The 24,463-nt window shown below is 61.1% G+C and carries 23 protein-coding genes and 2 pseudogenes; 12 read left to right on the top strand and 13 right to left on the bottom strand.

Going from position 1 to position 24,463, the window contains the following annotated elements; translation table 11 throughout:
• Window positions 1–33: 33 nt before the first annotated feature.
• Window positions 34–1,623 carry a winged helix-turn-helix domain-containing tetratricopeptide repeat protein gene (locus tag AB4Y43_RS00945; RefSeq protein ID WP_368602182.1) on the bottom strand — a complete coding sequence of 530 codons (1,590 nt, stop codon included), beginning with the start codon at window positions 1,621–1,623 and terminating at the stop codon, window positions 34–36.
• A gap of 182 nt (window positions 1,624–1,805) precedes the next feature.
• Between AB4Y43_RS00945 and AB4Y43_RS00940 the strand changes: the two genes are divergently transcribed.
• Genes AB4Y43_RS00940 through AB4Y43_RS00925 form a run of 4 tightly spaced genes read left to right on the top strand, consistent with a single transcriptional unit; the run spans window position 1,806 to window position 4,494 of the window.
• On the top strand, window positions 1,806–2,561 hold the full coding sequence (locus AB4Y43_RS00940; RefSeq protein ID WP_368726750.1) for an SDR family oxidoreductase: 756 nt from the start codon (window positions 1,806–1,808) through the stop codon (window positions 2,559–2,561).
• Between the two features lie 45 nt (window positions 2,562–2,606).
• On the top strand, window positions 2,607–3,086 hold the full coding sequence (locus AB4Y43_RS00935) for a carboxymuconolactone decarboxylase family protein (RefSeq protein WP_069266424.1): 480 nt from the start codon (window positions 2,607–2,609) through the stop codon (window positions 3,084–3,086).
• Window positions 3,087–3,109: 23 nt separating this feature from the next.
• Window positions 3,110–3,508: a cupin domain-containing protein gene (locus AB4Y43_RS00930; protein ID WP_368726749.1), complete on the top strand. Its 399-nt coding sequence runs from the start codon at window positions 3,110–3,112 to the stop codon at window positions 3,506–3,508.
• Window positions 3,509–3,561: 53 nt separating this feature from the next.
• Window positions 3,562–4,494 carry an MBL fold metallo-hydrolase gene (locus AB4Y43_RS00925; protein ID WP_368726748.1) on the top strand — a complete coding sequence of 311 codons (933 nt, stop codon included), beginning with the start codon at window positions 3,562–3,564 and terminating at the stop codon, window positions 4,492–4,494.
• A gap of 43 nt (window positions 4,495–4,537) precedes the next feature.
• Here the strand turns inward: AB4Y43_RS00925 and AB4Y43_RS00920 are convergent, their stop codons facing one another.
• Window positions 4,538–5,515 (bottom strand): zinc-binding alcohol dehydrogenase family protein, encoded by a 978-nt coding sequence (locus tag AB4Y43_RS00920; RefSeq protein WP_368726747.1) that lies wholly within the window; start codon window positions 5,513–5,515, stop codon window positions 4,538–4,540.
• Window positions 5,516–5,634: 119 nt separating this feature from the next.
• Here AB4Y43_RS00920 and AB4Y43_RS00915 point away from each other — a divergent pair, with 119 nt between their 5' ends.
• Window positions 5,635–6,639 carry a LysR family transcriptional regulator gene (locus AB4Y43_RS00915; RefSeq protein WP_368624598.1) on the top strand — a complete coding sequence of 335 codons (1,005 nt, stop codon included), beginning with the start codon at window positions 5,635–5,637 and terminating at the stop codon, window positions 6,637–6,639.
• 74 nt (window positions 6,640–6,713) lie between these two features.
• Here the strand turns inward: AB4Y43_RS00915 and AB4Y43_RS00910 are convergent, their stop codons facing one another.
• Together AB4Y43_RS00910 and AB4Y43_RS00905 are read right to left on the bottom strand one after the other, a co-directional pair.
• Window positions 6,714–7,625 (bottom strand): LysR family transcriptional regulator, encoded by a 912-nt coding sequence (locus tag AB4Y43_RS00910; protein ID WP_342947280.1) that lies wholly within the window; start codon window positions 7,623–7,625, stop codon window positions 6,714–6,716.
• Between the two features lie 129 nt (window positions 7,626–7,754).
• Window positions 7,755–8,213 carry a nuclear transport factor 2 family protein gene (locus tag AB4Y43_RS00905; RefSeq protein WP_368726746.1) on the bottom strand — a complete coding sequence of 153 codons (459 nt, stop codon included), beginning with the start codon at window positions 8,211–8,213 and terminating at the stop codon, window positions 7,755–7,757.
• A 117-nt stretch (window positions 8,214–8,330) separates the two neighbouring features.
• On the opposite strand from AB4Y43_RS00905, the gene AB4Y43_RS00900 reads away from it, so the two are divergent.
• Genes AB4Y43_RS00900 through AB4Y43_RS00885 form a run of 4 tightly spaced genes read left to right on the top strand, consistent with a single transcriptional unit; the run spans window position 8,331 to window position 12,862 of the window.
• Window positions 8,331–9,032 (top strand): NADPH-dependent F420 reductase, encoded by a 702-nt coding sequence (locus AB4Y43_RS00900; protein ID WP_368726745.1) that lies wholly within the window; start codon window positions 8,331–8,333, stop codon window positions 9,030–9,032.
• Between the two features lie 44 nt (window positions 9,033–9,076).
• Window positions 9,077–10,336, top strand: coding sequence for a hypothetical protein (locus AB4Y43_RS00895; RefSeq protein WP_368726744.1), 1,260 nt, complete (start codon window positions 9,077–9,079; stop codon window positions 10,334–10,336).
• Between the two features lie 25 nt (window positions 10,337–10,361).
• A complete protein-coding gene (locus AB4Y43_RS00890; protein ID WP_368726743.1) occupies window positions 10,362–11,681 on the top strand; it encodes a hypothetical protein in 1,320 nt (439 codons plus the stop codon).
• Between the two features lie 53 nt (window positions 11,682–11,734).
• Complete coding sequence (locus AB4Y43_RS00885) at window positions 11,735–12,862, top strand: hypothetical protein (protein WP_368726742.1); 1,128 nt, start codon at window positions 11,735–11,737, stop codon at window positions 12,860–12,862.
• A gap of 660 nt (window positions 12,863–13,522) precedes the next feature.
• Here the strand turns inward: AB4Y43_RS00885 and AB4Y43_RS00880 are convergent.
• The 5 genes from AB4Y43_RS00880 to glaH form a co-directional block, all read right to left on the bottom strand.
• Complete coding sequence (locus AB4Y43_RS00880; protein WP_342947285.1) at window positions 13,523–13,969, bottom strand: MaoC family dehydratase; 447 nt, start codon at window positions 13,967–13,969, stop codon at window positions 13,523–13,525.
• 85 nt (window positions 13,970–14,054) lie between these two features.
• Window positions 14,055–15,014, bottom strand: coding sequence for a LysR family transcriptional regulator (locus tag AB4Y43_RS00875; protein ID WP_342947286.1), 960 nt, complete (start codon window positions 15,012–15,014; stop codon window positions 14,055–14,057).
• Between the two features lie 57 nt (window positions 15,015–15,071).
• Window positions 15,072–17,084, bottom strand: a complete 2,013-nt coding sequence (locus tag AB4Y43_RS00870; RefSeq protein WP_368726741.1) for an FUSC family protein — start codon at window positions 17,082–17,084, stop codon at window positions 15,072–15,074.
• An 80-nt stretch (window positions 17,085–17,164) separates the two neighbouring features.
• Window positions 17,165–18,403, bottom strand: coding sequence for an alpha-hydroxy-acid oxidizing protein (locus AB4Y43_RS00865; RefSeq protein ID WP_368726740.1), 1,239 nt, complete (start codon window positions 18,401–18,403; stop codon window positions 17,165–17,167).
• 85 nt (window positions 18,404–18,488) lie between these two features.
• Window positions 18,489–19,421: a glutarate dioxygenase GlaH gene (gene glaH, locus AB4Y43_RS00860; protein ID WP_342947289.1), complete on the bottom strand. Its 933-nt coding sequence runs from the start codon at window positions 19,419–19,421 to the stop codon at window positions 18,489–18,491.
• A gap of 94 nt (window positions 19,422–19,515) precedes the next feature.
• Between glaH and AB4Y43_RS00855 the strand changes: the two are divergent.
• Window positions 19,516–19,596, top strand: a pseudogene (locus tag AB4Y43_RS00855) (LysR family transcriptional regulator); the annotation flags it as partial.
• Window positions 19,595–20,437, top strand: a complete 843-nt coding sequence (locus tag AB4Y43_RS00850) for a LysR substrate-binding domain-containing protein (protein WP_368726739.1) — start codon at window positions 19,595–19,597, stop codon at window positions 20,435–20,437. The pseudogene AB4Y43_RS00855 and the gene AB4Y43_RS00850, both read left to right, overlap by 2 nt.
• 52 nt (window positions 20,438–20,489) lie before the next feature.
• On the opposite strand, the pseudogene AB4Y43_RS00845 reads toward AB4Y43_RS00850, so the two are convergent.
• From AB4Y43_RS00845 to AB4Y43_RS00835, 3 genes and pseudogenes are all read right to left on the bottom strand, one after another.
• A pseudogene (locus AB4Y43_RS00845) lies at window positions 20,490–21,124 on the bottom strand (glutathione S-transferase family protein).
• 4 nt (window positions 21,125–21,128) lie between these two features.
• Window positions 21,129–21,755: a glutathione S-transferase family protein gene (locus tag AB4Y43_RS00840; protein WP_368726738.1), complete on the bottom strand. Its 627-nt coding sequence runs from the start codon at window positions 21,753–21,755 to the stop codon at window positions 21,129–21,131.
• Between the two features lie 66 nt (window positions 21,756–21,821).
• On the bottom strand, window positions 21,822–22,445 hold the full coding sequence (locus AB4Y43_RS00835; protein ID WP_368726737.1) for an isochorismatase family cysteine hydrolase: 624 nt from the start codon (window positions 22,443–22,445) through the stop codon (window positions 21,822–21,824).
• A gap of 252 nt (window positions 22,446–22,697) precedes the next feature.
• Here AB4Y43_RS00835 and AB4Y43_RS00830 point away from each other — a divergent pair, with 252 nt between their 5' ends.
• Complete coding sequence (locus tag AB4Y43_RS00830; RefSeq protein ID WP_368726736.1) at window positions 22,698–23,210, top strand: winged helix-turn-helix transcriptional regulator; 513 nt, start codon at window positions 22,698–22,700, stop codon at window positions 23,208–23,210.
• Window positions 23,211–23,230: 20 nt separating this feature from the next.
• On the opposite strand, the gene AB4Y43_RS00825 is transcribed toward AB4Y43_RS00830, so the two are convergent.
• Window positions 23,231–24,454: a YbfB/YjiJ family MFS transporter gene (locus tag AB4Y43_RS00825; RefSeq protein WP_368726735.1), complete on the bottom strand. Its 1,224-nt coding sequence runs from the start codon at window positions 24,452–24,454 to the stop codon at window positions 23,231–23,233.
• Window positions 24,455–24,463 lie beyond the last annotated feature (9 nt).

Here is a 24,463-nt window from a genome sequence, read left to right as displayed (position 1 = left end):
ATGAAGTAACATCGGTGTGCTCGCCGGATCGCATCAATCCTTGCAGGGTTGTGGATTAAATCCAGCCTTGGCCAAGCCTTCCGTGAAAACGGCAAGATTTTCGTTGCGCTGGATCGGCATCCATTCGGTCAAGTTGCCGAGGCGCAAATCGGGAACCAGTTCACGTAGACGAATCGCAGCTTGTCGAGCCTCCCGTTGATTCCCGAGCCAGGCCTGACTCGCGGCGAGCGTTGCGTGGGCAAGGCCGAAACTCGGCAAATCCCGCATCGCCTTCTCTGCCCACGCAGCGGCCTCGACGAAGTTGCCCATGAACAAATGCGCAGCAGACAACCCAAACTGCATCCGGTAGCGTTCCGGATCCAACGGGCTCAGCTGCATCGCATGGGAAAATTGCCTGATCGCCTGTTCGGTTTCGCCGTGCCACAAGCGAACGAATGCGCCGAGGAACCACGCGGCGGCGAGATTGTGATTCAGTTCCAACGCCCGATCCAGAAGCGCAATGCCTTCCGCCAGGTGGTCACCGGCAAGATGTCCGAGGGCGTGCCCGCTGCGCGCCAGGGCCACGGCGTCATATCTGCCAAGCTCGACCGCGCGGCGCGCCAGACGCGCGCCTTCGGCCATTTCCCGCGGGCGATCCTGCATCCAGCCGTTGACCTTGCGCCAGCAATGACACCAGGCCGCCATTGCGTATGCCGATGCGTATTCCGGGTCGCACTCAAACGCGCGCTGGAATAGCGGCAACGCTTCGTCAATCGCTTCGCGGGTGCCTCGATGAAGCCGCGCCATGCCGCGTAGGTAGAAGTCGTACGCATCCAGACTTTCGGTCGGTTTGAACCGGGCGCGAGCGATCTCCGCCTGTTCGAGCTGCGGCGCAATTGCGCCGACCACGCTGTCGGCGATCTGATCCTGGAACTCGAAAATATTGTCGAGCACGCCCTCGAAGCGACCAGCCCAATGAGTCGCGCCGGTGCTCGCATCGACGAGCTGGCCGGTGATGCGAACGCGGCCCTGTGCCCGGCGCCAACTTCCTTCGAGCACGTAGCGCACGCCAAGCTCGCGCCCGATCTGCTTCACATCCACGTTTCGATGCTTGTACGTGAAGCTGGAATTACGTGCCACGACGAATAACCAGCGGTATCGCGACAACGCCGTGATGACGTCCTCGATCACACCGTCGGCGAGGTAATCCTGCTCCGGGTCACCGCTGAGATTGACGAACGGCAGGATGGCGATGGAAGGCTTGTTGAGCTGCGCCGCGTGCGGCGACGATGCTTCGGACGGCGTGGTTGTCTCGCCGGACTGAAGCGCCAGCGGTCGTTCGGTGATATCGGCGACGAACCGGAATCCCTTGCGCGCCACGGTTTTGATCACACGCTGCTGCTGACCGTCATCGCCGACCGCGGTGCGCGCGGCATTGACGTGGCTCGCCATGGTGGATTCGGAAATCACGCGTCCGTCCCACACCGCATTGATTAACTCGTCACGGCCCACGACACGGTTGCGATGACTCGCCAGATAAACCAGCAGATCGAACACCTTCGGCGTCGTGGCGACCGGTTGGGAAGCACGGCACAAGTCGCGACGTTCCAGGTCCAGCGTGCAGTCAGCGAAAACCCATTGCATTCGGGGCTCCAGCGCGAGAAGGCCGCCGGGCATGGGGTACCCGGCGCGCCGATGAAGCAGATCAAGGAATTTTGGACGGAAATACAAGGTGCAGGCAAAGCGGCGCCCGCGTCCGGAAATCATACTGCACTCATCGGATAACGCGGCAAGCCCTTCGTAAACTTGGCCAGCGGGAGTGCAACATGAAAGTGGTCGTCATAGGTGGCAGCGGACTGATCGGCTCGAACGTGGTGCGGCGGCTTGGCCGCGATGGGCACGAAGTGGTGGCCGCATCCCCCTCGACCGGGGTGGACTTGATGACGGGCGAGGGGTTGGTGAGGGCGCTTGAAGGCGCGCAGGTCGTTGTCGATGTCGCCAACGCGCCATCCTTCGAGGACGACGCCGTGATGGCCTTCTTCCAGACAGCGGGCCGCAACCTGTTGGCCGCCGAATACGCTGCGGGCGTCGAGCACCACCTCGCCCTCTGCGTCGTGGGCACCGAACGCCTGCAGCAAAGCGGCTATTTTCGCGCCAAGGCCGCGCAGGAGACGCTGATCAAGGCGTCGCCGGTCCCGTACACGCTGCTGCGCGCCACCCAGTTCTTCGAATTCGTCGGCGGCATCATCGCCTCCGGCAGCCAGCGAGACGAGGTGCACCTTTCGCCCGCGCTGATCCAGCCGGTTGCTGCCGACGACGTCTCCGCAGTCCTCGCCGATCTTGCGGCGGGGATGCCATTGAACGACACCATTGAAGTCGCCGGTCAGGACCGCTTCCCGCTGGACGACCTGGCCCGCAAGTTCCTCGCCGCACACAAGGATCCACGCACGGTGATCGCCGATGTCCACGCACGCTATTTCGGCAGCGAACTCGACGACCGCACCCTGGTCGCCGGCAGTGGCCATCGCGTCGGCCCGACGCGCTTTCACACCTGGCTCAGCCTCTCCGTCGCGAAAGACTGATTCCTGCAACGATTTTCCTCTGTTTAACCCCATAAGGGACATGCCATGACCCAGCGCATCGATTACCAGCAACAATCCCCGGAACTGTTCAGAAAATTTGTCGAATTCAGCCTCGTGCTCAAGAAGTCCGCTATCGAGGAATCCATCGGCCATCTAGTCGATATCCGGGCCTCACAGCTCAACGGCTGTTCGTTCTGCGTCGACATGCACGTGAAGGAAGCCACGATCCATGGCGAGCGTCCGCTGCGTCTTCATCACGTCGCCGTGTGGCGCGAGTCCAACCTGTTCACGCCGCGCGAGCGTGCCGCGCTGGCCTGGACCGAAGCGCTGACCCAGATTTCACCGCTTGGCGTGAGCGATGAAATCTACGACCGCGTGCGGACCCAGTTTTCGGAGAAGGAGCTGTCCGATCTCACCTTCCAGGTGATGTCGATCAACGCGTGGAACCGGGTCAACATCGGCTTCCGCATCCCGCCGGGGATCTACGACAAAGCCTTCGGCGTGGACAAGTCGGGCCTGGCCTGACCGCGGCGCAAAGGGGTAGCGTCATGCAAATTTCGAGATTGCTGATCGCATCGCTGCTGCTCGCTGCGGGCGCTGGGCAAGCGCACGAGCCGGCGCAAGCACAAGTCACGCCGCTGATGACCAAGGCGCTGGACGACTATCCGGGCAAGGAAGCGCTGATGATCCGCCTGGAATATCCGCCCGGCGCGTCGGACCCCGTGCATCGGCACAATGCGCACGGTTTCATCTACGTGCTGGAAGGCAACATCGTGATGCAGGTCAGGGGCGGCAAACAAGTGGCGCTCGGTCCGGGACAGACGTTTTATGAGGGGCCGAACGACGTTCATACGGTTGGGCGCAATGCGAGCCAGACGAAGCCCGCGACGTTCATCGTAGTGCTGCTCAAGGACAAGGGCGCACCGGTTCTCGTGCCAGCGAAGTAAACCATGCCGTCGCCCGGCGCGGCTCACGAAATCTATTAATAGGATTACTTAAAATGACTAAAGCAACCCGCAATGTGCAGCCTGTTACCGCCAACCTTGGCAAAGCAGGTTCAGTCGAACTCGTGCCTTCCCGCTACGCCGTGCGCGTGGGTGACGTCGACGTCGTGCTGATCAGCGATGGCATTCTGCCGCTTCCGACCTCGACCATGTCCACCAACGTGAGCGAAGCGGACCGCAACGAATGGTTCGACGGTCGCTTCCTGCAACGCGACATGTTCGACTGGGCGCTGAATATTGCGCTCGTGCGCAGCGGCGAACGCCTGATCCTGATCGATTCGGGTGTGGGCGACGGTTTCGAATACTTCACCCGTGCAGGTCGGTCGGTGATGCGACTGGAATCGGCTGGCATCGACCTGGCTACGATCACCGATATCGTGATTACGCATATGCACATGGATCACGTCGGCGGACTGAACGTCGATGGCGTTAAGGCCAGACTGCGCCAGGACGTGCGCATTCACGTATCTGCGGCCGAAGTGGAATTCTGGAAAAGTCCGGACTTCAGCAAGACGGTGATGCCGGAAGCCGTTCCTCCCGCGCTCCGCAAAGCGGCTGCGAAGTTCACGGAACTCTACAGCGAAAACATCATGCAGTTCGATCAGACCGTCGAAGTCGCAACGGGCGTGTCGGCGCGCGTAACGGGTGGGCACACGCCGGGGCATTGCGTCGTAGACGTCGCCTCGAACGGCGAGAAACTGACGTTCGCAGGCGACGCGATTTTCGAAGTCGGCTTCGACAATCCCGATTGGCAGAATGGCTTCGAGCACGATCCTGACGTGGCTGCGGACGTGCGTATCGCGCTGCTCACCGACGCTGCTGAAACCGGCGCTTTGCTGGCCGCAGCACATGTGGCGTTCCCGTCCATCGGTCACGTTGCAAGGAACGGTAAAGGCTTCCGTTTCGTGCCGGTGCAGTGGGATTACTGATTGATGAACGCCTGTCAGTCATCGGCGGGCGTGAAGGCCGCCTTCATGGCAGCACGACGATCTTCCCGCCGGCCTTGTTCTCTTCCATGCACCGGTGTGCATCTACGATTTCGTCGAGTCGAAAAACCTTCCCAACGGGGACGCGAAGTGTCCCGGCCTTCACCTGCGCCAGCAATTCGTCATACGGCGTCGCCATGAATTCATTGACTCCGCCGTCGTAAATGGTGAGTTTTACCGTGCTCGGTATCACTTCCATCGGACTGAAGGTGTCGAACGACCACTGGTTGCCAACAATGCCAGTCATGCACACCACACCGCCTTGTTTCGCGCAGCGCAACGAGTCCTTCAGCGTCGTGGTTCCGATGAGTTCCAGCACTTTATCCACGCCGCCGGGCGACACTTCGCCGATCTCCTGCGCGATTGTGCCCGAGTCTATGACGACACGGTCGGCGCCGTTCGCACGCAGCGCGTCGCCTTTCTGCGGATTGCGGGTCGTCGAAATCACAAACGCACCGTGCGCTTTGGCGATCGCCGCAGCGGCAAGTCCAACCGATGTCGTTCCACCCCGAACCAGCAGCCGGTCCCGCACTTGCAGCGCGAGGGCCTTGAACAGCGAGCCCCACGCGGTCTGAAGCATTTCCGGCATTGCGCCGAGCGTTTCCCAGGGCAAGCCAGTGACCAGTTTTTGTACCTGCCGGGCAGGTACGCAGGTGTACTCCGCATAGCTGCCGTCGAACTCACGCCCCAAGCCTCCCATCGCGGTGGCAACCGTCTCGCCCTTGGCGAACTCCATTCCCGGTGCGTCTTCCACGATGCCGACCGCCTCGATTCCCAGCACGCGTGGAAACTTCACGCTCTGAGAAAATCCCTGGCGGGTAAACATTTCGGATCGGTTGAGTCCGAACGCCTTCACGCGGATCAGTACTTCGCCGCGCTGCGGCGTCGGTATAGGCCGTTGTTCGAGCTTGAGCACCTCAGGACCACCGGGCTCGTGGATCACTGCTGCTTTCATGGTCGTCATCGACGCCTCCTTTGCGGCTCGCGAGTGTCTATTCGAAACCATAGAGCAGCTGCGATTTTCCGGTAGGCGGTAATGCAGAAAATCGTTTTCCACTTCCGGAAAGATCAGCGTGCCATGATATGTCACGTGGGCGCTCGTGCTCCGGGTTGGCATCTATCCTTGCGGCGTCGCCGACGATTGGCGCACAATGGTTTTCCAAGGATGGAAAAGCGATGGCGAACCTCAACTCGCTGGTGATATTCGCAAAGGTGGTCGAATCGGGCAGCCTTTCCGGGGCCGCACGCCGGCTTGGCATGCCGGTCTCTACGGTCAGCCGGCACATCGCTGAGTTCGAGCAGGCACTGGGCGTTCGGCTCCTTGAGCGCTCCACGCGCAATCTCACCCTCACCGACCTCGGCAAGGAGGTGTATGAGCAAGCCGTGCGAGGCGTCGAGCTGGGTGAGGCCATCGACAGCGTCGCGTCCAGCCATCTCTCGGACGTGTCGGGGCTCTTGCGCCTTTCGGCGCCGCCAAGCGTTTCGGACACCTTGTTGACGCCGCTTGTCCTGGAATTTCAGAAGCGCTATCCGAATGTGCGTTTTCAGATTCTCGTTACCGAGCGCTACGTCGAACATATCGCGGACGGCGTCGACCTTGTGTTCCGGGTTGGCGCATTGCGCGATTCGTCGCTGGTCGCGCGGCGCCTTCTGGCCTATCGTCATCGCATCGTTGCGACGCCCGCGTGCCTGAAGCGCTGCGGGGCGATCCGAAAGCCGCAGGATCTGCTCGAGCATCGCCTCCTTGCGTTTTCGCACTGGAAGGCGGATTGCAGCTGGTGTTTCGTGCACGAGAATGGAGGGGAAAAGCAGACGCTCACGTTCCAGCCGTTATTCGCGATGAACGATTTTGCCGGCCTCGCTTCCATGCTGCTGGCGGGTGCCGGCATTGGTGAACTGCCCCCTGTGGTCCGGCCCGATCTTGTTCGCGAGGGCAAGCTGGTGGAGGTGATGCCGCAGTGGCGCCTCCCGACATACGACCTCTCGCTCGTGTACCTGGGCAACCGGCACATTTCGAAACCGTGCAGGCTCTTCAAGGAATTCGCGATTGAAATGGCACCCGTGTTGTTTCCGGATTTTCCGCAGTAAGATGCAGACCATTCGAACTCCTGAATGATTTCGAATGGTTGAAACGGGTTCGATGATATCGCCTGTTTCGCCTTTCAGGATGGTAAGGTGCCAAAGAGCCCGGGCACCATCTTCGAGGCGAAGTCCCTGAAGATGCGTACCTGCCGGGGCAGATAGCGGTCGCGCAGGTTGGCGATGGTCAGGTCGAACACAGGCAGATGCCAGTCCGGCAAGACCTCGACGAGCTGCCCGCTGCGCACGAGGTCTGGCTGGACGATGGGCGGCAGTTCCCCGATGCCGCAGCCCTCGAGCAGCGCCACAATGAGCCCGGTGTAGTCGTTCATGGCCATTGTCGGCTGGAAGGAGACCGTTTCGGTATCCCGGCCGTTGACATGAACGAAGCTCCAGCTATAGTCCGGCTTCCAGAAAGAGAACGCGAAAAGCCGGTGCGCGGGAAGGTCCCGCGGCGACTGCGGAGGCGGGCATCTGGCGAGGTACTTCGGACTTGCAACGACCTGATGCCGGTAAGTCAGAAGCGTGCGCGCTGCGAGCGTCGCGTCGGTGAAGGTTCCGACCTTGAACGCGATATCGACGTCTTCGGCTATCTGGTCGACGATGCGTTCGGTAATGAACGCCTTGACCTCCACGTTCGGGTAAGACTGCTGAAAGGCTTCGACGACAGGCACGATCAGCGAGTCGGAGAGGTTTGGCGGCGCACAGAGCCGTACGGCGCCGGACACCTCGGGCAGGCGGTTCGAAATGACATTGTCGACGGCTTCGCTGACCTCGGTGGCCTGTCTTGCGAGCTCGAATACTTCGGTGCCGAAGTCCGTGAGCCTCAGGTGATGCGTGGATCGATCGAGCAAACGAACACCCAGCTGATTTTCGAGTTCGGCAATACGGCGGCTCACAGAGGAAATGGGCATCTTGAGCCGCCTCGCGCCCTCCGAGAAGCTGCTCGCCTCGACGACCTTCGCAAAAATGAGCAGCGTATTGAGATCTTTCATTACCGTTACGCTCCGTTCGACCTGCAACTTGCTGGCGATCTGCAGCTTCCATCGTCTGACGCAGATTACCGCCGCAACCGGGCGGCAGCAAGGCGGCAGTCCGCCTGGCGAGGTAAAGGAACCAGTCGGCTAGAGCACGACTCGCTCGCCGTTCGGATTGCCTTGAAAAGTCCAGCTTCCGCCGCTTCGGAACGACGCGCCTGTCGCGAACGTGTCCTCCATGAACTGGAGATACGTGCAGCGGCCATGTTCGACCTTGGCGAACACCGCGAAGGGCGTCGTCACGACCTTTGAGAGTACCGTCGACCGGTACGTGAAACGACCGAACATGGCGGCGTATTCGTCGGTGCCGAACAGCGCCTCCGGCTCGAAGGATTGAATCTGCCAGTAGCGGCCGACATCCATAAAGGTCTTCACGATGCTCTCGGGACCACGAGACGTACCGGCCCACGGCATGATCCGCTTCAGATCGGGATTGTCGTAGTTGAGCGAAACATAGATTACGTCAGGTGTGACGAGCGAACGGACGTGCTCGATATCGGTTGGCTTCTCGAGTATCGAAGACAGCACTTCGGTTGGCGCGAGCATGGGCTTTCTCCTCCTCATCAGGGCACACGCTCAAGCATACAAACGCGGCCGCTCGCGTGAGCTTTCCAGAAATGGAAATCCGATTTCCGCACTGTCCGTTAGCGGTCGACCGAACGGTTGGCTACCATTGAGATCACATTGCGGTCACGCAAGCGGGAAACAGAAAGGAGCGCAACTGTCATGAGCACGGCAATCATCGGCCTTGGAAACATAGGCTCCCGGCTGGCGAAGAATCTGGTAACGGGTGGCGAGACGATCATCGTCGCGGCAAGGACGCCGGACGAGGCAGAGGAGGTGGCCCGAGACCTCGGCAGCCATGCCGAAGCGTTGACGGTCGAGGATGCAGTCGCCAAGGCGGACGTCATTGTCCTGGCGATCCAGTTCGACGCGATCAGGCAATTTCTCGTTACGCATCGTGAGGCGCTGGCGGGGAAGATCATCGTGGACCCGTCAAACCCGATCGCCCCGGACGGTAAGGGCGGATACAGAAAGACCATTCCTGACGAGCAATCTTCTGGCGTGCTGATTTCCGGGCTGCTCCCGGCTCGGGCGCGTCTCGTCAAGGCGTTCGGCACGCTGGGCGCGCAATCGCTGGAGGCCGGCGCGAACCGGTCGCCGGAGCGGGCCGTGCTGTTTTATGCAGCGGACGATGCGCAAGCCGGCGAGGTCGTAGCAAGACTCATTACCGTCAGCGGGTTTTCTCCTTTGCGCGTGGGCGGCATCGACCAGTCGATCCGGATCGAGGTTGGCGGCGATCTGCACGAGTATGGACAGCTTGGCAAGCTGGTCAGCGCCAAAGAGGCCGTGTCGCTCGTCTAAGCGGCATGCGCGCCGTTCATCAGATCACGGAGGAACGACTCATCGTGAACACCGAAACGCGCACCGTCTCCACGCTCGCCGAATTGCAGACGGCAGTCGACGACGACCAGGTTCTGCATATCGTCGTTTCAGCGCAGATCGATGGGGTGGCAGCCCTTCGCCTGCGACCCGGTTTGGCTCTGACCGGCATCGACGCACATGCCGCCCTGCGCTTCGCGCCCGGCAGCGACGGGCTCCAGCTTTCCGCCGACAATCGGGTAGAAGGCTTGCGGCTTGCCACAGACCCCGATCGGCGCGCCATTTTCAATGACACGCGTGTCGACGGATTCGGTCGGCTCGTGCTGCGCCATCTGAATGTTGCGGGCGTCGTGCAACTGCTGGCCCGCGACAGTGTGGCTGGCGGCCATGTCGAAGCACACGATATCGACATTGGGGCCGCGGACGCCCGCGGCTATGAAGAGCGCCCGAAGGGATACGGCGTCGAAGTCGTTCCCGGCGTCTTCACGCTCTGGAATCAGCGCGAAGACCGCGGCGTAGTCATCACGGCGGACCTCACCGGGCTTTCGGCGGGCCGTGCCGGTGCGCCGGTTCGCGGCAGCGGCATCTTCGTTGGCGGCGCCGGAGAGGCGGGCGGGCGCGTCGTGGCGAATCGGCTGGAGACAGGCGCCGTCCATAGCGATGGCGGCATCGCGCCCGGCACGCCGGATCGCATTACCGGCGGCGTATTCGTCGTGTCGGGCGCATTCGTGGCCAGCGTGCGCAATCACGGCCCGGTGACGACCTACGGTCCGAATGACATGGTGCTCGACAACTGGGGAGCCGTCGATCGCTGGATCGTCGACGGGAAGGTCACGTCCCACGGGCCGAGCGGCATTGGCTTCGTGAATTTCGGCTCCCTCGAGCGGCTCGAAGTCAACGCGTTGATCGAGACGTTCGGCCAGGGATCGCGCGGTTTCAATGTCTACACGGGCACCGTGCGGTCGGCGCAATTCGAGCGCGTCGTCACGCATGCCGATGGCGCAGTGGGCATTCAGATCAGCCAACCTGTCGGCGAAATCACGGTCCGCCGGGGCATCGAGACGTGGGGCGGTACCGGCGACTCATTGGTCAAGGGCGTCGTTGTCCGGCTTGCGGCGACAGCGCTCAGCATCAAGCCCGGAGGATCGGCGCGCAAGATCGCGATCGCCGGCGGCCTGATCACGCATGGCGAAGGCGTCAATCCGCTGGAACTGCACGGCGTAATCGACGCGCTCGAGGTCAGCGGTGGATTGACGGCTGCCGGTGGCGGATTCGCCACCATCTAGCACCGAACGACAACCAGGGAACGCAATGGATCACACGACAACATCCGGTATGGCGGAAGAGGCCCGTGCGCGGCGCGAGTTTCTGCGGGCTGGCTCGGCTTCGGCACTCATGCTTGCCTTGGCGGGCCCGGCGCTGGCCGCGGGCGAAAAGACCAGGGCTGATGTAGAGGAGGGCGGCACACCGCGGCCGGGCGGTCCACTCCAGTCTGCGGGAGCCCTCGAGTTCGGGCCCGGCAATGTCCTCTTCGTCGGCGATATCACAGGTGCGGCCGTTCATGCGTTTGCACTGAAGGATTCGGACGTGACCTCTCAGGCCGACGTGGAAATGGGAAATTTTCATAACTTCGAAGGCCGCGATCTGGTCCTGGGCGTGGATCAGAAGCTCGCTGCGCTCTTCGGGACGACGGTCGGCAATATTGTCATCAACGATATGGCGATCCATCAGCCGTCGCGACAGATTTTCATGTCGGTCGAGCGCGGCAGCGGACCAGGCGCCATGGCTGCGATTGTGAAGGTCAATCACGGCAAGCTCGAGTTGCTCGAACTCGACGGTATTGCGCACTCGAAAACGGTAATTCCAAACGAGCCGGACCAGAACGCGATGCTGGAGTTCGAGCCCCAGCAGGTCTATGCGATTACGGACGTCAAGTACTACAACGGCGAGGTTTTCGTCACAGGAATCTCGAATCAACGCTTTGCATCGACGCTGTATCGCATCCCATACCCGTTCCGTTCCCGCCTGTCGACGAGCACCGTCGAAATCTGGCACCCGACGCACGGGGAGTTCGAAACGCGCGCCCCGATCGTGCGGCAACTGATCCGGGAGATGGATGGAAAACCGTACCTGTTTGCCGTGTATGGTTGCACGCCGCTCGTTCGCTTCCGCCTGGAAGATTTAAAGGATGGCGCGCATGTGCGTGGGGACACGATCGGCGAACTGGGCTATGGGTCGAATCCGCTGGATATGCTGACTTATACCGATCCGACGGACAATAAGGACTACTTGCTCGTGACCATCGACGTACGCAGCGCGTCGCGTATCGGAGCTGCGGAGTTGACGACCGCGAAACCCGAGCCGACCGGTGGCCCCATCGACTTCGGGCCGGGCGGCCTCGGGCGTACGCAGCGCGATCTGCCGATCCGGGCGGAACATATCGCGATTCTCGATCCACGATGGGCAGTCGTCATCTGGCGGCATCCGAAGACGTCCTGGCGGCTGGACATCGGCACGCTGATGGTTCCGTACTTCTTCGACCGCAGGTTGGGAATGGCTGAAATGAACTGGCCGAATGGTCCCGATCCATTCCACTACCGCGAACATCGCAACGAGATCGACCACGCGTAGCCGGTTGCGAGATCAGCCGGCCGCAGAATATCGCGCAACGCGACCGAGTAAGGATGCCGATGACACTCCAGCCAACACTGCGAGTCGAGCACGAGACCGAGAGGAGCGGGGTGGCTTGCGTCTGCGTGCGCAACCTCGATGCAGATCTTGCTGCGCTTCTCGTCGAACACCAGGGGACGGCCCGCTCGCTGCAACCCGTGCTGCGTGTGAACGTTATCGATGCAGCCATGCGGGACGGCGACGAACTTCCCGATGTGGCTGGCTGCTGTCAGCTTCTGGAGGCCGGGGTGCGATTCGTTCCGCGTTTTCCGTTCGAACCGGGCGTTCGCTATCGAGCAAGCTTCGATTTGCGGCCGCTCGGCCGTATTGGGCATGCGGACGTGCTGACGCTCGAATTCTCGCTACCGAACCCCATCGGGGTCGACCCGGCTTCGGTGTCGGAAGTCTTTCCATCCGCCGATGTCCTGCCGGAAAACCTGCTTCGCTTCTACGTTTGCTTTTCCAGCCCGATGCGGCGTGGCGGTGCCGAAACGCAGATTAGTCTTATCGGCCCCAATGGACGGCCTGCGCACGACGTGCTCTATCGGCCTGCGCTGGAGCTTTGGGACAGGAGCATGCGATGCCTGACGGTTCTGCTGGATCCGGGCAGGCTGAAACGCTGGGTCGGTCCCAATCGGGAACTGGGTCCGCCGCTGAGGTTGGGGCAACGCTACGCGTTGGCCATCGGCTCGGCAATGGTCGACTCATCCGGTCGTCCGCTCCGGCAGAATTCCTACAAGCCGTTCGTTGTCGCTCAGGCGGTCCGGGAGCCCGTTGCGCTCGCGCATTGGACGGTTCTGCCTCCTGCGGCGCTGAGTTGTCAACCTCTGGAAATCGTGTTTCCCAGGCCGCTGGATTGGGCGTTGCTGCGGCACGCGATTGTGGTCGTGGGCGACGACGAACGGCCGGTAGCAGGGCGAGTCGCGATCGAAAAGGGCGAAAGACGCTGGACCTTTACGCCGGATTCGCCCTGGACGGCGACGCGGCCCGCCATTCGCGTCGCGCCGGACCTTGAAGACGTCTGCGGCAACACCCTGTTCGAGGCTTTTGACGGGCCGCTGCGAGCGCACCGCGAATCGAGCGCGCAACGCAACAACCGCACGATTCGCTTCGAATTCACACGGCCGGCGAATTCCGCGTAACGATTGTGGAGGCAACCCTTGGCCTCGGCGGCCAGTCGTTTGCCACGGGACGTGTGGATTGGCAACGATTTCGAGCGAAGGAGCCGCATCAAGCTAGTTGCCCGATTGCTTAACGGTCTCGGTTGAGCAGTACGTTTTTGTAATGTAAACGGGCGACATGCACCGTCGCTTGTCCGAACACGAATCCGCCAACACCGCCGCCGATCATCGCTCCGACGACAGTGTGATTAGCAAGCGCACCCAGTCCAGAGCCTACTCCGGCGCATATGGCGCACCCGAGCAGGCCGGCCCATGTCTCCCAATGCCGCCATGTTCGACGAAAGGCACGTCGCCAATACGCGCGTCTCTCTCTCGCGCTTAGATTTGCCAGCTCAGGGATGCTTTTCAACGTCCAAAAGATCGTCATTTCCCATCTCCTACCCGTTTATTCGCGCCGAGGCATTGTCGACGAACTTCGCCCCGTTGTCGACTGGCCGGAGTTGGCCGGATCTGGAAATTCGAAGTCGGATGTCCGGTCCCTCCGACGCTTCGGTCTAGAACTTCCGTAGCCGACCCGAAGCGGTCTCATGGTAGCTGGTCAAGCGGACGGCCGGTTCCAGTGATTAAACGGTCATCGGCCCGGCGACAAGGACAGCCGAAGTCTGGTCCGGGAGCGCGTAGTCAACTGCGTCTGAAAGCGAGGAGGCGGGCAACAGATCGCTGGCACACTTCGCCATGCTGGTTCAACGTGTCGCTCTGCACCGTCACAATTCCTCGGTCATGCTTCGATCTGGATGGCGCAATCTCCACGATCGTGCTCACGACGTGCAGGATGTCGCCTGGCCGGGTTGGGCGTGGCCAACTGATCTCGCTTCCCGCACCGATCACTCCACCCGCCAACGGCAGGCTCTCGACCAGAAGCTTCATCGTGATGGCCGCTGTATGCCAGCCGCTAGCCGCAAGGCCTGCAAAGAAGGTCTCGCGCGCGGATTCCTCATCCAGATGGAAGGGCTGGGGATCGAACTGCTCTGCGAAAGCGAGTATCTGCTCGGCGTCGAGCCTGTGCTCCGAACTCGTGTATGTCGCGCCCGGCGTCAGGTCTTCCAGATAAATCGGCTGTGCTCTCATGTGACTTCTCCTTGCAAGTGGTTCCGGACGGTCCGCTCGTTGTTCGCTCGCGGCATCGTGTGCGTCAATGCTGGCGTAATCTGCGTTACATCGTCAGATCAGCGTCAGTAAGCACGGCCGCGGGTGGCACGTTATCGCCGTCATCGAGCGTTTGTGGAATGAAGTCTCTCAGAAAATCCACCCAGCTTCTGATCTTGGCATCCAGATACTCGCGAGACACATAAAGAACGCGGATGTGTGTCTCATTCATCCGATGTGTAGGCAGTACACGTAGCAGCGTGCCGTTGCGCAGCCACGGCATCGCAGTCCATAGCGGGAGCGCGCCGATGCCCCGGCCGTCGCGCAATGCGAGCGCCATGGCTTCCGCTACGTTGACCTGAAAGGGCGAAGGAGGAAGCTCAAAGGTTTCCGTGCCATAGGGACCATCCAGATTCCATCGGCTTTGCGGGAATACCGGACTACTGGTGCGCATGCAGGTGTGAGCGGCGAGGTCGGCCACCGTGGCAGGGGTGCCATGCCGGGTGAGATACGAAGGCGACGCGCACAAGATGTTGCAGGTCTTTGCGACCGGGACCGACACGAGACCGGAGTCCGGCAACTCAATCGCGCCTAGTTGAACCGACACGTCGTAGCCTTCTTCGATCAGGTCGGGAACGTGCTGCGAAAGCGTCAATTCGACGGAGACCTGCGGAAACAGCGCCTGGTACCGCAGGACTGCGGGCATCACATAATGCTGACCGAAACTCGCGGTGGCATGCACGCGCAGGCGTCCCGACGGCTGCAAGTGCGCATTCGACGCCTCGGCCTCCGCCTGATCCACGAAAGCCAGAATCCGGTAGCAATGCTGCAAGTAACGCTGACCTGCTTCCGTCACTCCAACGTGTCGAGTCGAACGGTTTAGCAGACGCGTCTGCAGATGTGCCTCCAGTTCAGTGACGGCGCGCGACACCTGACCGGTAGATTTATCCACGGAGTTGGCAGCAGCGGTGAAGCTGCCAGCCTCAACTACGCGCACAAACATCCTCATGTTGCTTAGCGTGTCCATCGTATTTCCTTTATTGCGCCGCATGGCGCTGCGCGGGATGGGTGGCGGCAACGCCACTCATGCCGGATTGGCGTGCTCGCGCGATGCGTCCATATACTCTTTCGCCGAAACGGCGATCGTTTGCATAAGTGCGGCGCCATCCAGAAGCTCATGTGTGGCCCGATCAGCAGCGACTGAGGCCTGCCGCAGCAATCGGACTGCGAGTGTGTCGCAAGCCGTTGCGAGGCGCGCGAAATCGAGCTTGCGCAGCCTTCCCCGAATGACTGTCATCGCGCGCCGTAAGCCTGGATGCGACGAAGTACCGTTTTGTAGCGCGAGCAGGCTGTCGCCTATCGCCCACGCCGCGAGTAGTTCGCGCAGGCCGGTTTGCTCACCTGATGCCCGCTTGACGACGGAGGTTTCCGTGGCGAAACGGCGGCCGAGGCGATCGGCAGTACAGCTAAGCCAGGCATCTCGCCGCCATCGTTGTGGGTTGCTGGCCAGGCTGGAAAGATCCCGCCGGACCGCGCGTTGCAGGCGCGCGATGCTCGACGCACGGTCCGCCGGAAACAAAACCGAAAACGCGAGCGTGGCCCAGGCGATTGCCAGCAGGGTGGACAGGGCGTCGTTCAAGAACGCCGCATCGTTAATACGTGCCACGTTGCTGGGTGAAGTGAAGTTCCAGAAGAACAGGGCAAATCCGCTGCCAATCGATGCCGTTCGAGGATTGCGCATCGCAAGACCCGCAGAGATCGTGAAGACGCCAGCAATACACGCCAGCGGAACGAAGTCCGTCACTGCCGGTAGCAAAACAAAATTACAAAGGATGCCTGCCAGTGCCGCAATGAATGCGCCCTTGAGCCATCCCATCGCGGCGGCTATGGAATTGGGGCGCGTGGCGAAGAGTGCGCTCACCACCCCCACTGTGGCGACGAAACCCGCGCCCGACGGCCACGCGCTAAATAGCCAAAACATCGACGCGGCTACCACAGCGAAAAAAGCCCGCATGCCGTTGTGCCAGGCAAGCACGTGGTCATGGTGGAAGGCAAATTTCACGAGCGATCGCGGAGGATTGACCTGATCCAGACAAGACTTTCGTGCGATAACCTGCTCCCACGCTGTGAGAAGCAGGGTTAACCGATCAAGAATGAACAGCATGCCACTCTGCGAACCGCGCTGGCCGTATGCTTCCGAAGAAAGAGCGAGCCTGATCCTTGACTTCAGAGAGGCGATTCTGGACTTGGCACTGGCGGAATCGGTGTCATCGCCTGCCAGCAGCGTTGCCGTTTCATTGACCACGTCAATCTGAAGATCGGGGTTGCGAGCCAGTTGCGCTCGCAACGCGTGGATGGCGCTGAGCTGCGTGAGTACCGCGATGATTGCGGCGCGTAGATGTCCAATGGAGAGACGAACTTCCGCGGATGCAGCGGCAGCATATTCGGCCGCAGTGTCCAGTTCGAGAGCCGCCGCAAACAGCTTGTGTATGGCGACGTCATCCGTCTCGCGGCGAAGCGCGCGTGCGCCGAACTGTGAAGCCTTGCTTACGTAGCCACGAAATTGTTCGCGTACCTCTCGTAACGGCGCCCCAGGGGCGAGGATCGCAGTGAGGGTTGCTTCGACCAGAATGCCGACGACAACATAGACAAAGCGCGCGAGCGCGATATCGAATGCATGAAGGGGCGCGGAAGCGGCATCCAGCCCGATGATCGCTGCCGTATAGCCTGCCAGTACCGCTGCATATGCGCGAAAATTCCGCAGTGCCGTCGCAAACCCGGTGCAAAGTCCAATCCAGCCGGCGAGCCCCACCAGGAACAATTCTGGCGTCTGCGCAAACAGGGCGACGAGCACGAGTGCTGCGACTGCGCCCAGCGCAGTACCGAGGATCCGGTACTGGCTCTTCGAGACGCTCATGCCCCGACTATTCTGGGCGACGACCCACACGGTGATTGCGGCCCATTTCGGATCGTCGAGGTTCATGCAAAACGCGACGTACAGCGCGATCAGCGATGCGCCTGCGGTCCGGACGGCGTACGCCAGCCCCTCCCATGTAACGCACGGGATGGGTAGTCGGGGTAGTTTCTTGAAGTCCATCAAAAATGGAGTCCTAATTTATTGATGGCCAGTCTTCATACACCAGCGGGGCCACGCGTTTTCCGGTCGGAACGCCCCGTTCAGGCCAGTATTGCGCGATCGATCTCGCGAATCGCTACCGTGCCGAGCATCGCCATGTTTCGATCGACTTCGTCCCTGAGAAGGCCGATTGCATGTCGAACACCCGGCTCGCTGCCCACCGCGGCGGCATACATGAACGGGCGCCCCGCGAATACGAACTGCGCACCGAGCGCGAGCGCCTTCAGGACATCTCCCCCGCGCCGGATTCCGCTGTCCATCATTACGACGGTTTTGTCACCAACGGCATCACAAATCTGCGGCAATACAGCTAGCGGCTCGACCGCCCCGTCCAGTTGGCGCCCACCGTGGTTCGACACGATGATCCCGTCCGCGCCAATCGCGAGTGCGCGCCGTGCATCGTCCACGTGAAGAATGCCTTTGATGACCAGATTCCCGCTCCAACGTTGACGAATGCTTGCGATGTCCGACCATGACAGATGGTCGCGTCCGGTGGTGTCGCGTACCGCCGAAGCGGACAGCATCGGCGCCCCTCGTGTCGCGAATGAGTTCTCGAAGTGGGGCATCCCGTGATTGATCAGCGTCCGGGCGAAGGTGCCGAGCAGCCAGCGCGGATGGGAAATACCGTCCATCGCGAGACGAAGCGACGGGCGCAGCGGCAGCGAGAAGCCCGTGCGCACGTTGTTTTCGCGGTTTGCCCAAACGGGAATGTCAACGGTGAGGACGAGCGTCGCGAAGCCGGCGGCCTTGACGCGCTCGATCAGGGCGTCGCGGCGAGCGGCATCGCCGGGGAGATAGGCCTGGAACCAGGTGCCAGGTGCTTCGGCATGGACCGTCTCCATCGGAATGAGCGAGGAGCCGCTCATGATCGCAGGGATGTTTTCATCCTGAGCGGCCGTGGCCAATGCGATGTCGCCGCGATATGCCGAAATGGCACTGATTCCGACCGGTGCGATTCCGAACGGAGACGAATAGGTGTGGTTGAAGATCGTTGTCTGCTGTGACCGATGAGACACGTCGACAAGCACTTTCGTGCGGAACTTCAAGCGTTCGAACGCGGCCCGATTCGCCGCGATCGACATCCCGTCCTCCGCTGCGCCTGAAATATAGCCGAAGAGCGGACGCGGCAGAACACTCCGTGCCGCCGCCTCGAAGTCCGCGAGCGAGAGGATCTGGCGCAGCCGCGGGGGGAGATGTTCCTTGACCCCGTAAGCTGGTTGTTCAATTCGCCCGACGGGCGTCGTCTCCTGCACAGTCATCTGCTCTGCATAGTCGTTCATTTCACCATCCCACTGTGTTACATCGAAATCGCCGCGTCGGCCCTCGGCGGTCGGTGTGCCCGACAACGCCAGAGCGCCGGCGACATCAAGACGCAAACGAACCGCGCTGGCGCATCAACTCGCGGAACAGCGATTCGTTCGGCTGGAATGGCGCCCGGCCGTGAAGGTAAAAATAGTTGTTCAGCACCACCAGACCGCCGACCGGCAGAGACACTTCCTTCGTGCCGGCCGCCGTTTCCATCGACTGGGACAGTGAGCGGAGAAATGCCGCTTCTTCACGGTTGGACGGCTGAACGAACTGGTCGATGAACGAGATCGACAGACCGAATTCGCTTTGAAAGAACAGCGGCCGCTCGATCTGCTCGCTGACGTTCTTGGAACCGGATCCCTTGTAGAAGAACGGCTTGGTCCCGAGCTTGTGATTGACGAAGCGATCGCGCTCTTCCCAGTCGTCGATGTGCAGAAACCGCGATTCGCCGCCGACCGCGTTTCGTTCCGCGAATTTCATCATCAGCAGCCAGTCCGTTGCGTCGCTCACGTACGTGCCGTCGGTGTGCATCGTGAACAGCCGGTATGCCTGACGAAGATACGAGTCGCTGTTATCGGTGTGCTTAACCACGAAGCGGGCGTAGTACGTTCCCGACATCGCATCGTGATTGCTCGGGCCGAGGATATGACCGATGGCCGTACCGAACTTCACGAAGTCAGAAGGGTCTTGCGAAAGGTCTTGGAGGCCGATAGTGAAACCGCCGTGCCGACGGTCCTTGACCAGCTCGACGAGCATGTCGGCAAAGTCGTCGCCCAGACGCTCGACCAGCAGATCGGCAAGGTGATGGCGCATGAACGGGACATACTCGAGATTCTGGACGTCGACATCGCGCACGTCCGCCAGGAATCCGGTCAGCGCGTTGGGGTCGACCGTCACGTTCATGATGCGGTGATGGGTGGGATGCGCCGACAAGCGGAAAAGCGGTTGCCGGTGCGTGATGGAACCAGGGTGGGTGATCAGTGCGTCCATGTTGTCCTCCAGTTGTTTCAGGCTCTATTTGATGCCTCTTCTTTGATATCATCCAGAAGCAATGTGCGAATGTTTATTCGCTTCTGGAGATTAAATGATCGACGCCCGTCAACTGCGATACTTCGTTGCGGTGGTGGAGGATCTTCACTTTGCCAAGGCAGCGGATCGACTGGATGTCGCGCAATCGGCGCTCAGCGCCCAAATTCAACGCCTCGAGCAGGAGATCGGCGTTCGTTCGTCTCCTGAACCGCAACAAGCGACAGCCCGTTACGCTGACCGATGCGGGGCGTTTGTTTCATGCCGAAGCGGTTGCAGCGCTACGTCATATCGAGCGTGCGGATCAGGTTGGCCGGCTGGCGGCCAGAGGCCTCGCTGGTGTGGTGCGGATCGGATCGGTGGCATCCGGCGTAAGCAGCGGTGTGCTCTCGAGGATGCTGCGTCAGTTTCGGATCTCGCATGGCGACGTGCGAATCGAGGTCGTGGCCATGGAGACCCCGCGCCAGTTCGAGGCACTCGTCAGCGGCGAGATAGATGTAGGTATCGTGAGACCGTGGCGCCAGCATCCAGCAGGTATCGTGGCGACAATCGTGCAGACCGAATGCCTGTTGGTCGCGATGGCCGAGGACCATGCATTGGCAGAAAGCGGGCACGTGTCGGTCAGAGACCTGAAAGATCAGCGTTTTATCGCCCCCCACTTCGACGACGACACGGGATTCAGCGAGGTGCTTACTGCGCTGGGCGTGGCGGGAGGCTTTGTTCCCTTTCTCGAACATCGCGTTCATGACTTCATCGCCGCGATCAGTCTCGCATCGGCCGGATACGGCGTGGTCGTCGTCCCGGAATCGATGCGCAACTTCACACAGCCAGGCATTTGCTATCGGCCGATCGAGGATTTCGAGTATCCGTGTCATCTCGCATTGGCCAGCAGGCGGCGAGAGCTTTCCCCCGCCGTTCGCGCGTTCGTGAAGGAGTCCCTCGCGCTGTTCACCGGCCGCACCTTATCAGACCCAGCTTGAACCTGGAGGTGACGATCCATAGAGAGTCAATCAGGACCGCTATGTAATTATTTTAGTCGAGCTTGACCGCGAAGCCGCGACGCACCGCGGGGCGATCGAACATGGCGTCGTACCATCGCTTGACGTTTGGGTAGTCTGCAAGATCGACCTTGTGCCGCTCGTGTCGCCACGCCCAGCCAATGATGGCAAAGTCGGCAATCGAAAGCTCGCCGGCCACGTGCTCACGGCCGGCGAGCCTTTCGTTCAGCACCGAATAAAGCCGTCGTGTTTCGTCTGAGAAGCGCTTGAGACCGTAGCGTCTGTCGCCCTCGGAAGCGAGGGCGGCGAAGTGTGCACCTGTCCGGGCATCGGTCCGAAACCACCCATCTGCCACATGAGCCATTCGATCACGGGCACCCGTTCGCGTAGACCACGTGGGAGAAATCGGCCGGTCTTTTCTCCAAGATAGAGAAGAATCGCACCCGACTCGAACACGCTGATGGGCCGACCATCGGGGCCGTCTGGATCGACGATCGCCGGAATCTTGTTGTTCGGGCTGATGGATAGGAATGACGGCTCGAACTGCTCGCGGTTGCCGATATTCACAGGCTGAACGACGTACGGCAACGCCATTTCCTCGAGCGCGACGCTGGCCTTGCGGCCATTAGGCGTGTTCCATGCATAGAGCGTGATCGGTTCGGTCTTCATGGATTCAGCTTAATTCGACATCGACATGTGTGCTGAAACCCGGACGCGTGGCGAGCGACGCGTACCAGCGCTCGAGGTCGGGCATTCGAGCACGTTCTATGCCCGGCATGCCAAACCACCGCTTCGCGAACGCACCGAGAACGATATCCGCAATCGTGAACGACTCGCCTTCGACGTAGTCGCGACCCCCCAACCGCGCTTCGAGCACTTTCCAGACTTCCGCGACCTTTACGACATCGGCGGCAATTTTCTCGATGTCCCGCTTGGCCTCGGGTGTGCGGACGATTCCCCAGAACACCGGACGCTCGGCCGGTTGCAAAGTCGAGAGCGACCAGTCGAGCCAGCGGTCGATGCTGGCCCGCGCCTTTGGATCGGCGGGATAAAGTGTGCCCGGTCCACCGTACTGCATCACGATATAGCGCAGGATCGAGTTCGACTCCCAAAGCACGAAATCGCCGTCGACGAGGGTGGGGACTTTGCCCATCGGATTCATCGCGAGGTAGTCAGGTTCGGTGTTGTGTCCGAACTGCAGACCGGCGTCTATCCGGTTATAGCGTAGGGAGATCTCTTCGCAAAGCCACAAGACCTTCTGGACGTTGACCGAATTGGCACGTCCCCAGATGGTAATCATGCGTGAGTCCTTCTAGTGTTTTGTTATTAGTGGATTGACCGCTTCACTCCGTCGTCGGCATAGCGCTTACGCTGGCAATGCTGTCAGCAATTCGGCCGTCGTGACAATCGAATGGGCAAACGTGGGTCCGTTCAGTTCGTGGGCCGCCCGCATCAGTTCCGGCGTGAAGGCGGCGGTCGCGTCGCGTACGAGCGTCACGTGATAGCCGAGTTCCATCGCGAATCGCGCAGTGGATTCGATACAGGTGTTCGCGAGCAGGCCGACGGTAATCACGTGCGAGATTTTGTGCTGCTTGAGCTGGAAGTCGAGGTCCGTGTTGGCGAAGCCGCTTTGCGCCCAATGCTCGTGGATGACGATGTCGTTTTCCTGGGGAACGAAATCGGGGTGCCATTCGCCGCCCCAAGTGCCCTTTGCGAAGGTCTGACGCTTTTGCACGAGCCGTTGCGTCGGGTTCGGATGGTCCCAGTCTTCGTAATCGCCAGGCTGCCAGCGGCGATGCGGCACATAGAACACCTGAATGCCAGCCTTGCGTGCGGCGCCCACCGTTGCGCGCAAATTGTCGAGGAGCCGAACGTCGTTGGCGACTGCCTCGATCATCGGAAAGATCTTGCCGCCATGTGACAGGAAGTCGTTGTACGGGTCGACCAGCAAAAGGCCAGTGTGTTCGACGTGATAGACGGGGTCCGACATGATGTTCTCCGGAAAAGCGATGCGGGATGGGACACGACACAGCCGACACCCGTTGCGCGAAACTTCTGCGCGACGTCGCGCACTTCGTTGCCTCACGAACTCAGTATATATATGAATTTCATAGTTGCAACTGGAACGTAAACACCATACCCAGTGCGTGGGTATAAAGTGCAGGGTTCGTCACGGATGCGGATGTCATCGCCATGACGCAATCCGTGATACTATGAAAACAGAAGTTACGATGGAGGCAAAATGAAGCGCAGAGAGAAGGGGGTAGCCACGGTGTGCCCGGTTGCGCGATCGACCGAAGTTGTCGGTGACAAGTGGACGACGCTTGTGCTGCGCGAGTTGTACATGGGCGCGACCCGATTCGAGGAAATCCAGATTCAGACGGAGGCGACGCCCCAGATGCTGGCGACGCGGCTGAAGTCACTCGAGGCGGACGGGATGGTCGAACGCCATCCGTATCAGGAAAGGCCGTTGCGCTACGAGTACCGTCTCACGGAGAAAGGCCGGGCGTACTATCCGGTGATCCAGGCGCTACGCACCTGGGGCGAGACCTGGTGCAAGAGCAAAGGCGAGGAAGTCGCGGTGCATTTTACGCATCGTGTGTGCGGGCACGAGGTTGGCCTCGACTATATCTGCCCGTCGTGCGGAGAGTACGTGGAGCGTCGCGACCTCGATGCAACCTTGAGTGCTTCGTTTGCGAAAGAGCGCGAGAAGAGGCGCGAGATATATCGGGCCGCGAAGGCCAGATCCGAATAGTTCGGTCAGCGCGCAGCGGGCTATCGTCCGGTCTGTTCCGTGCGCCGCGCGTTCACCAGGAAGTCCGCGACGAAGGCTAGCGCGAGAGCGCCCGCGCCGCACAGGAATACGAGCGCGTAGTCGTTGTGAAGGCGAGAAAACAGATACGAGTCTCCATAGCCGCCGAGTGCCTGGAAGAGGGCAAAAGCCGTGGTTGCACGGCCCCACGCTGCGCGCTGTTCCAGAAAATTGTTCGGTAGCAACTCGTTGATGCGTCCGAGCACGAGCGGCACGATGCCGGGCGTGAACACGCCGAGGATGACTGTGGCGCCTGCGAGAACATTGGGATTCCCTGTCTTCGCCAGTACCACGATCGCGGTCGCCTGTAGTACGAGGCCGGCGCGCCAGGCTGCCCGAAAGCCGATGCGGCTGCCCAGATTGCTGCAGATCATGGGCCCCGCGATGGCGGCGAGACCATATAGCACCCAGTAGTCGGCGCCCACTGCTGCGCCGCGGCCGAGGCCGCGCGCCACGTAGTCCACGAGCAGCACAATCACAGGCACGAGGCCGAGCGCGTTCGCGGCGTATTGTGCGTAGAGCACGCGCAGCGCGAGGCCGCTGGACTCGCCCTTGTGCGCTGACCCGGCCTGCGCAGCGGGCGCATTCGTCGCCGGCCAGCCGAACCAACTCAAGGCTGTGAGCGAAAACGAGAGCATGCCGAGGCCGAGCCACGTGTTGCGCAGCCCGGTCGACAGGAGTTGCGGGATCAATGTGCCCGATGCCGCGACGCCGAGGCCCAGCCCGAGAAAGATCATCCCGCTCGCGAAGCCGCGGCGGGGCGCAGGAATATGCGGGAGGATCGATGTCGCGACGAGTACCATGATCGCGCCACCGGAAAAGCCCGACAGCAGACGCCAGAAGAAGAACCACGCGACAGAGACGGGCCAGGCGCACGCGAAGAACGCGATCGTCACTGCGGCCATCAGGAGTCGCAAGGCGGCCCGGTTCGACAGCTTTGCAACGAGCGGCCGTCCTGCCATCGCACCCATCAGATAGCCGGCGAAATTTGCCGCGCCGAGCGTGACGGTCTGCGAGGAACCGAACCAGTGCGCCTGGATCATTGAGGGAATGAGCGGCGTGTAGGCGAAGCGCGCGAGACCGATGGCGACCAGACTGCCGCAAAGCCCGGCGAAGGCTGCGAAGAGCGCGCGGGCATCGAGCGATGATGCATCGCTCACGTGGGACGTGGAAGGAACTGCAGACATTGCGAACTC

The sequence above is a fragment of the Paraburkholderia sp. BR10872 genome (genome assembly GCF_040965835.1).
GTDB lineage: Bacteria > Pseudomonadota > Gammaproteobacteria > Burkholderiales > Burkholderiaceae > Paraburkholderia > Paraburkholderia nodosa_A.
Note: the sequence above shows the minus strand (reverse complement) of the source record. Positions and strands in the feature narration are given on the sequence as shown.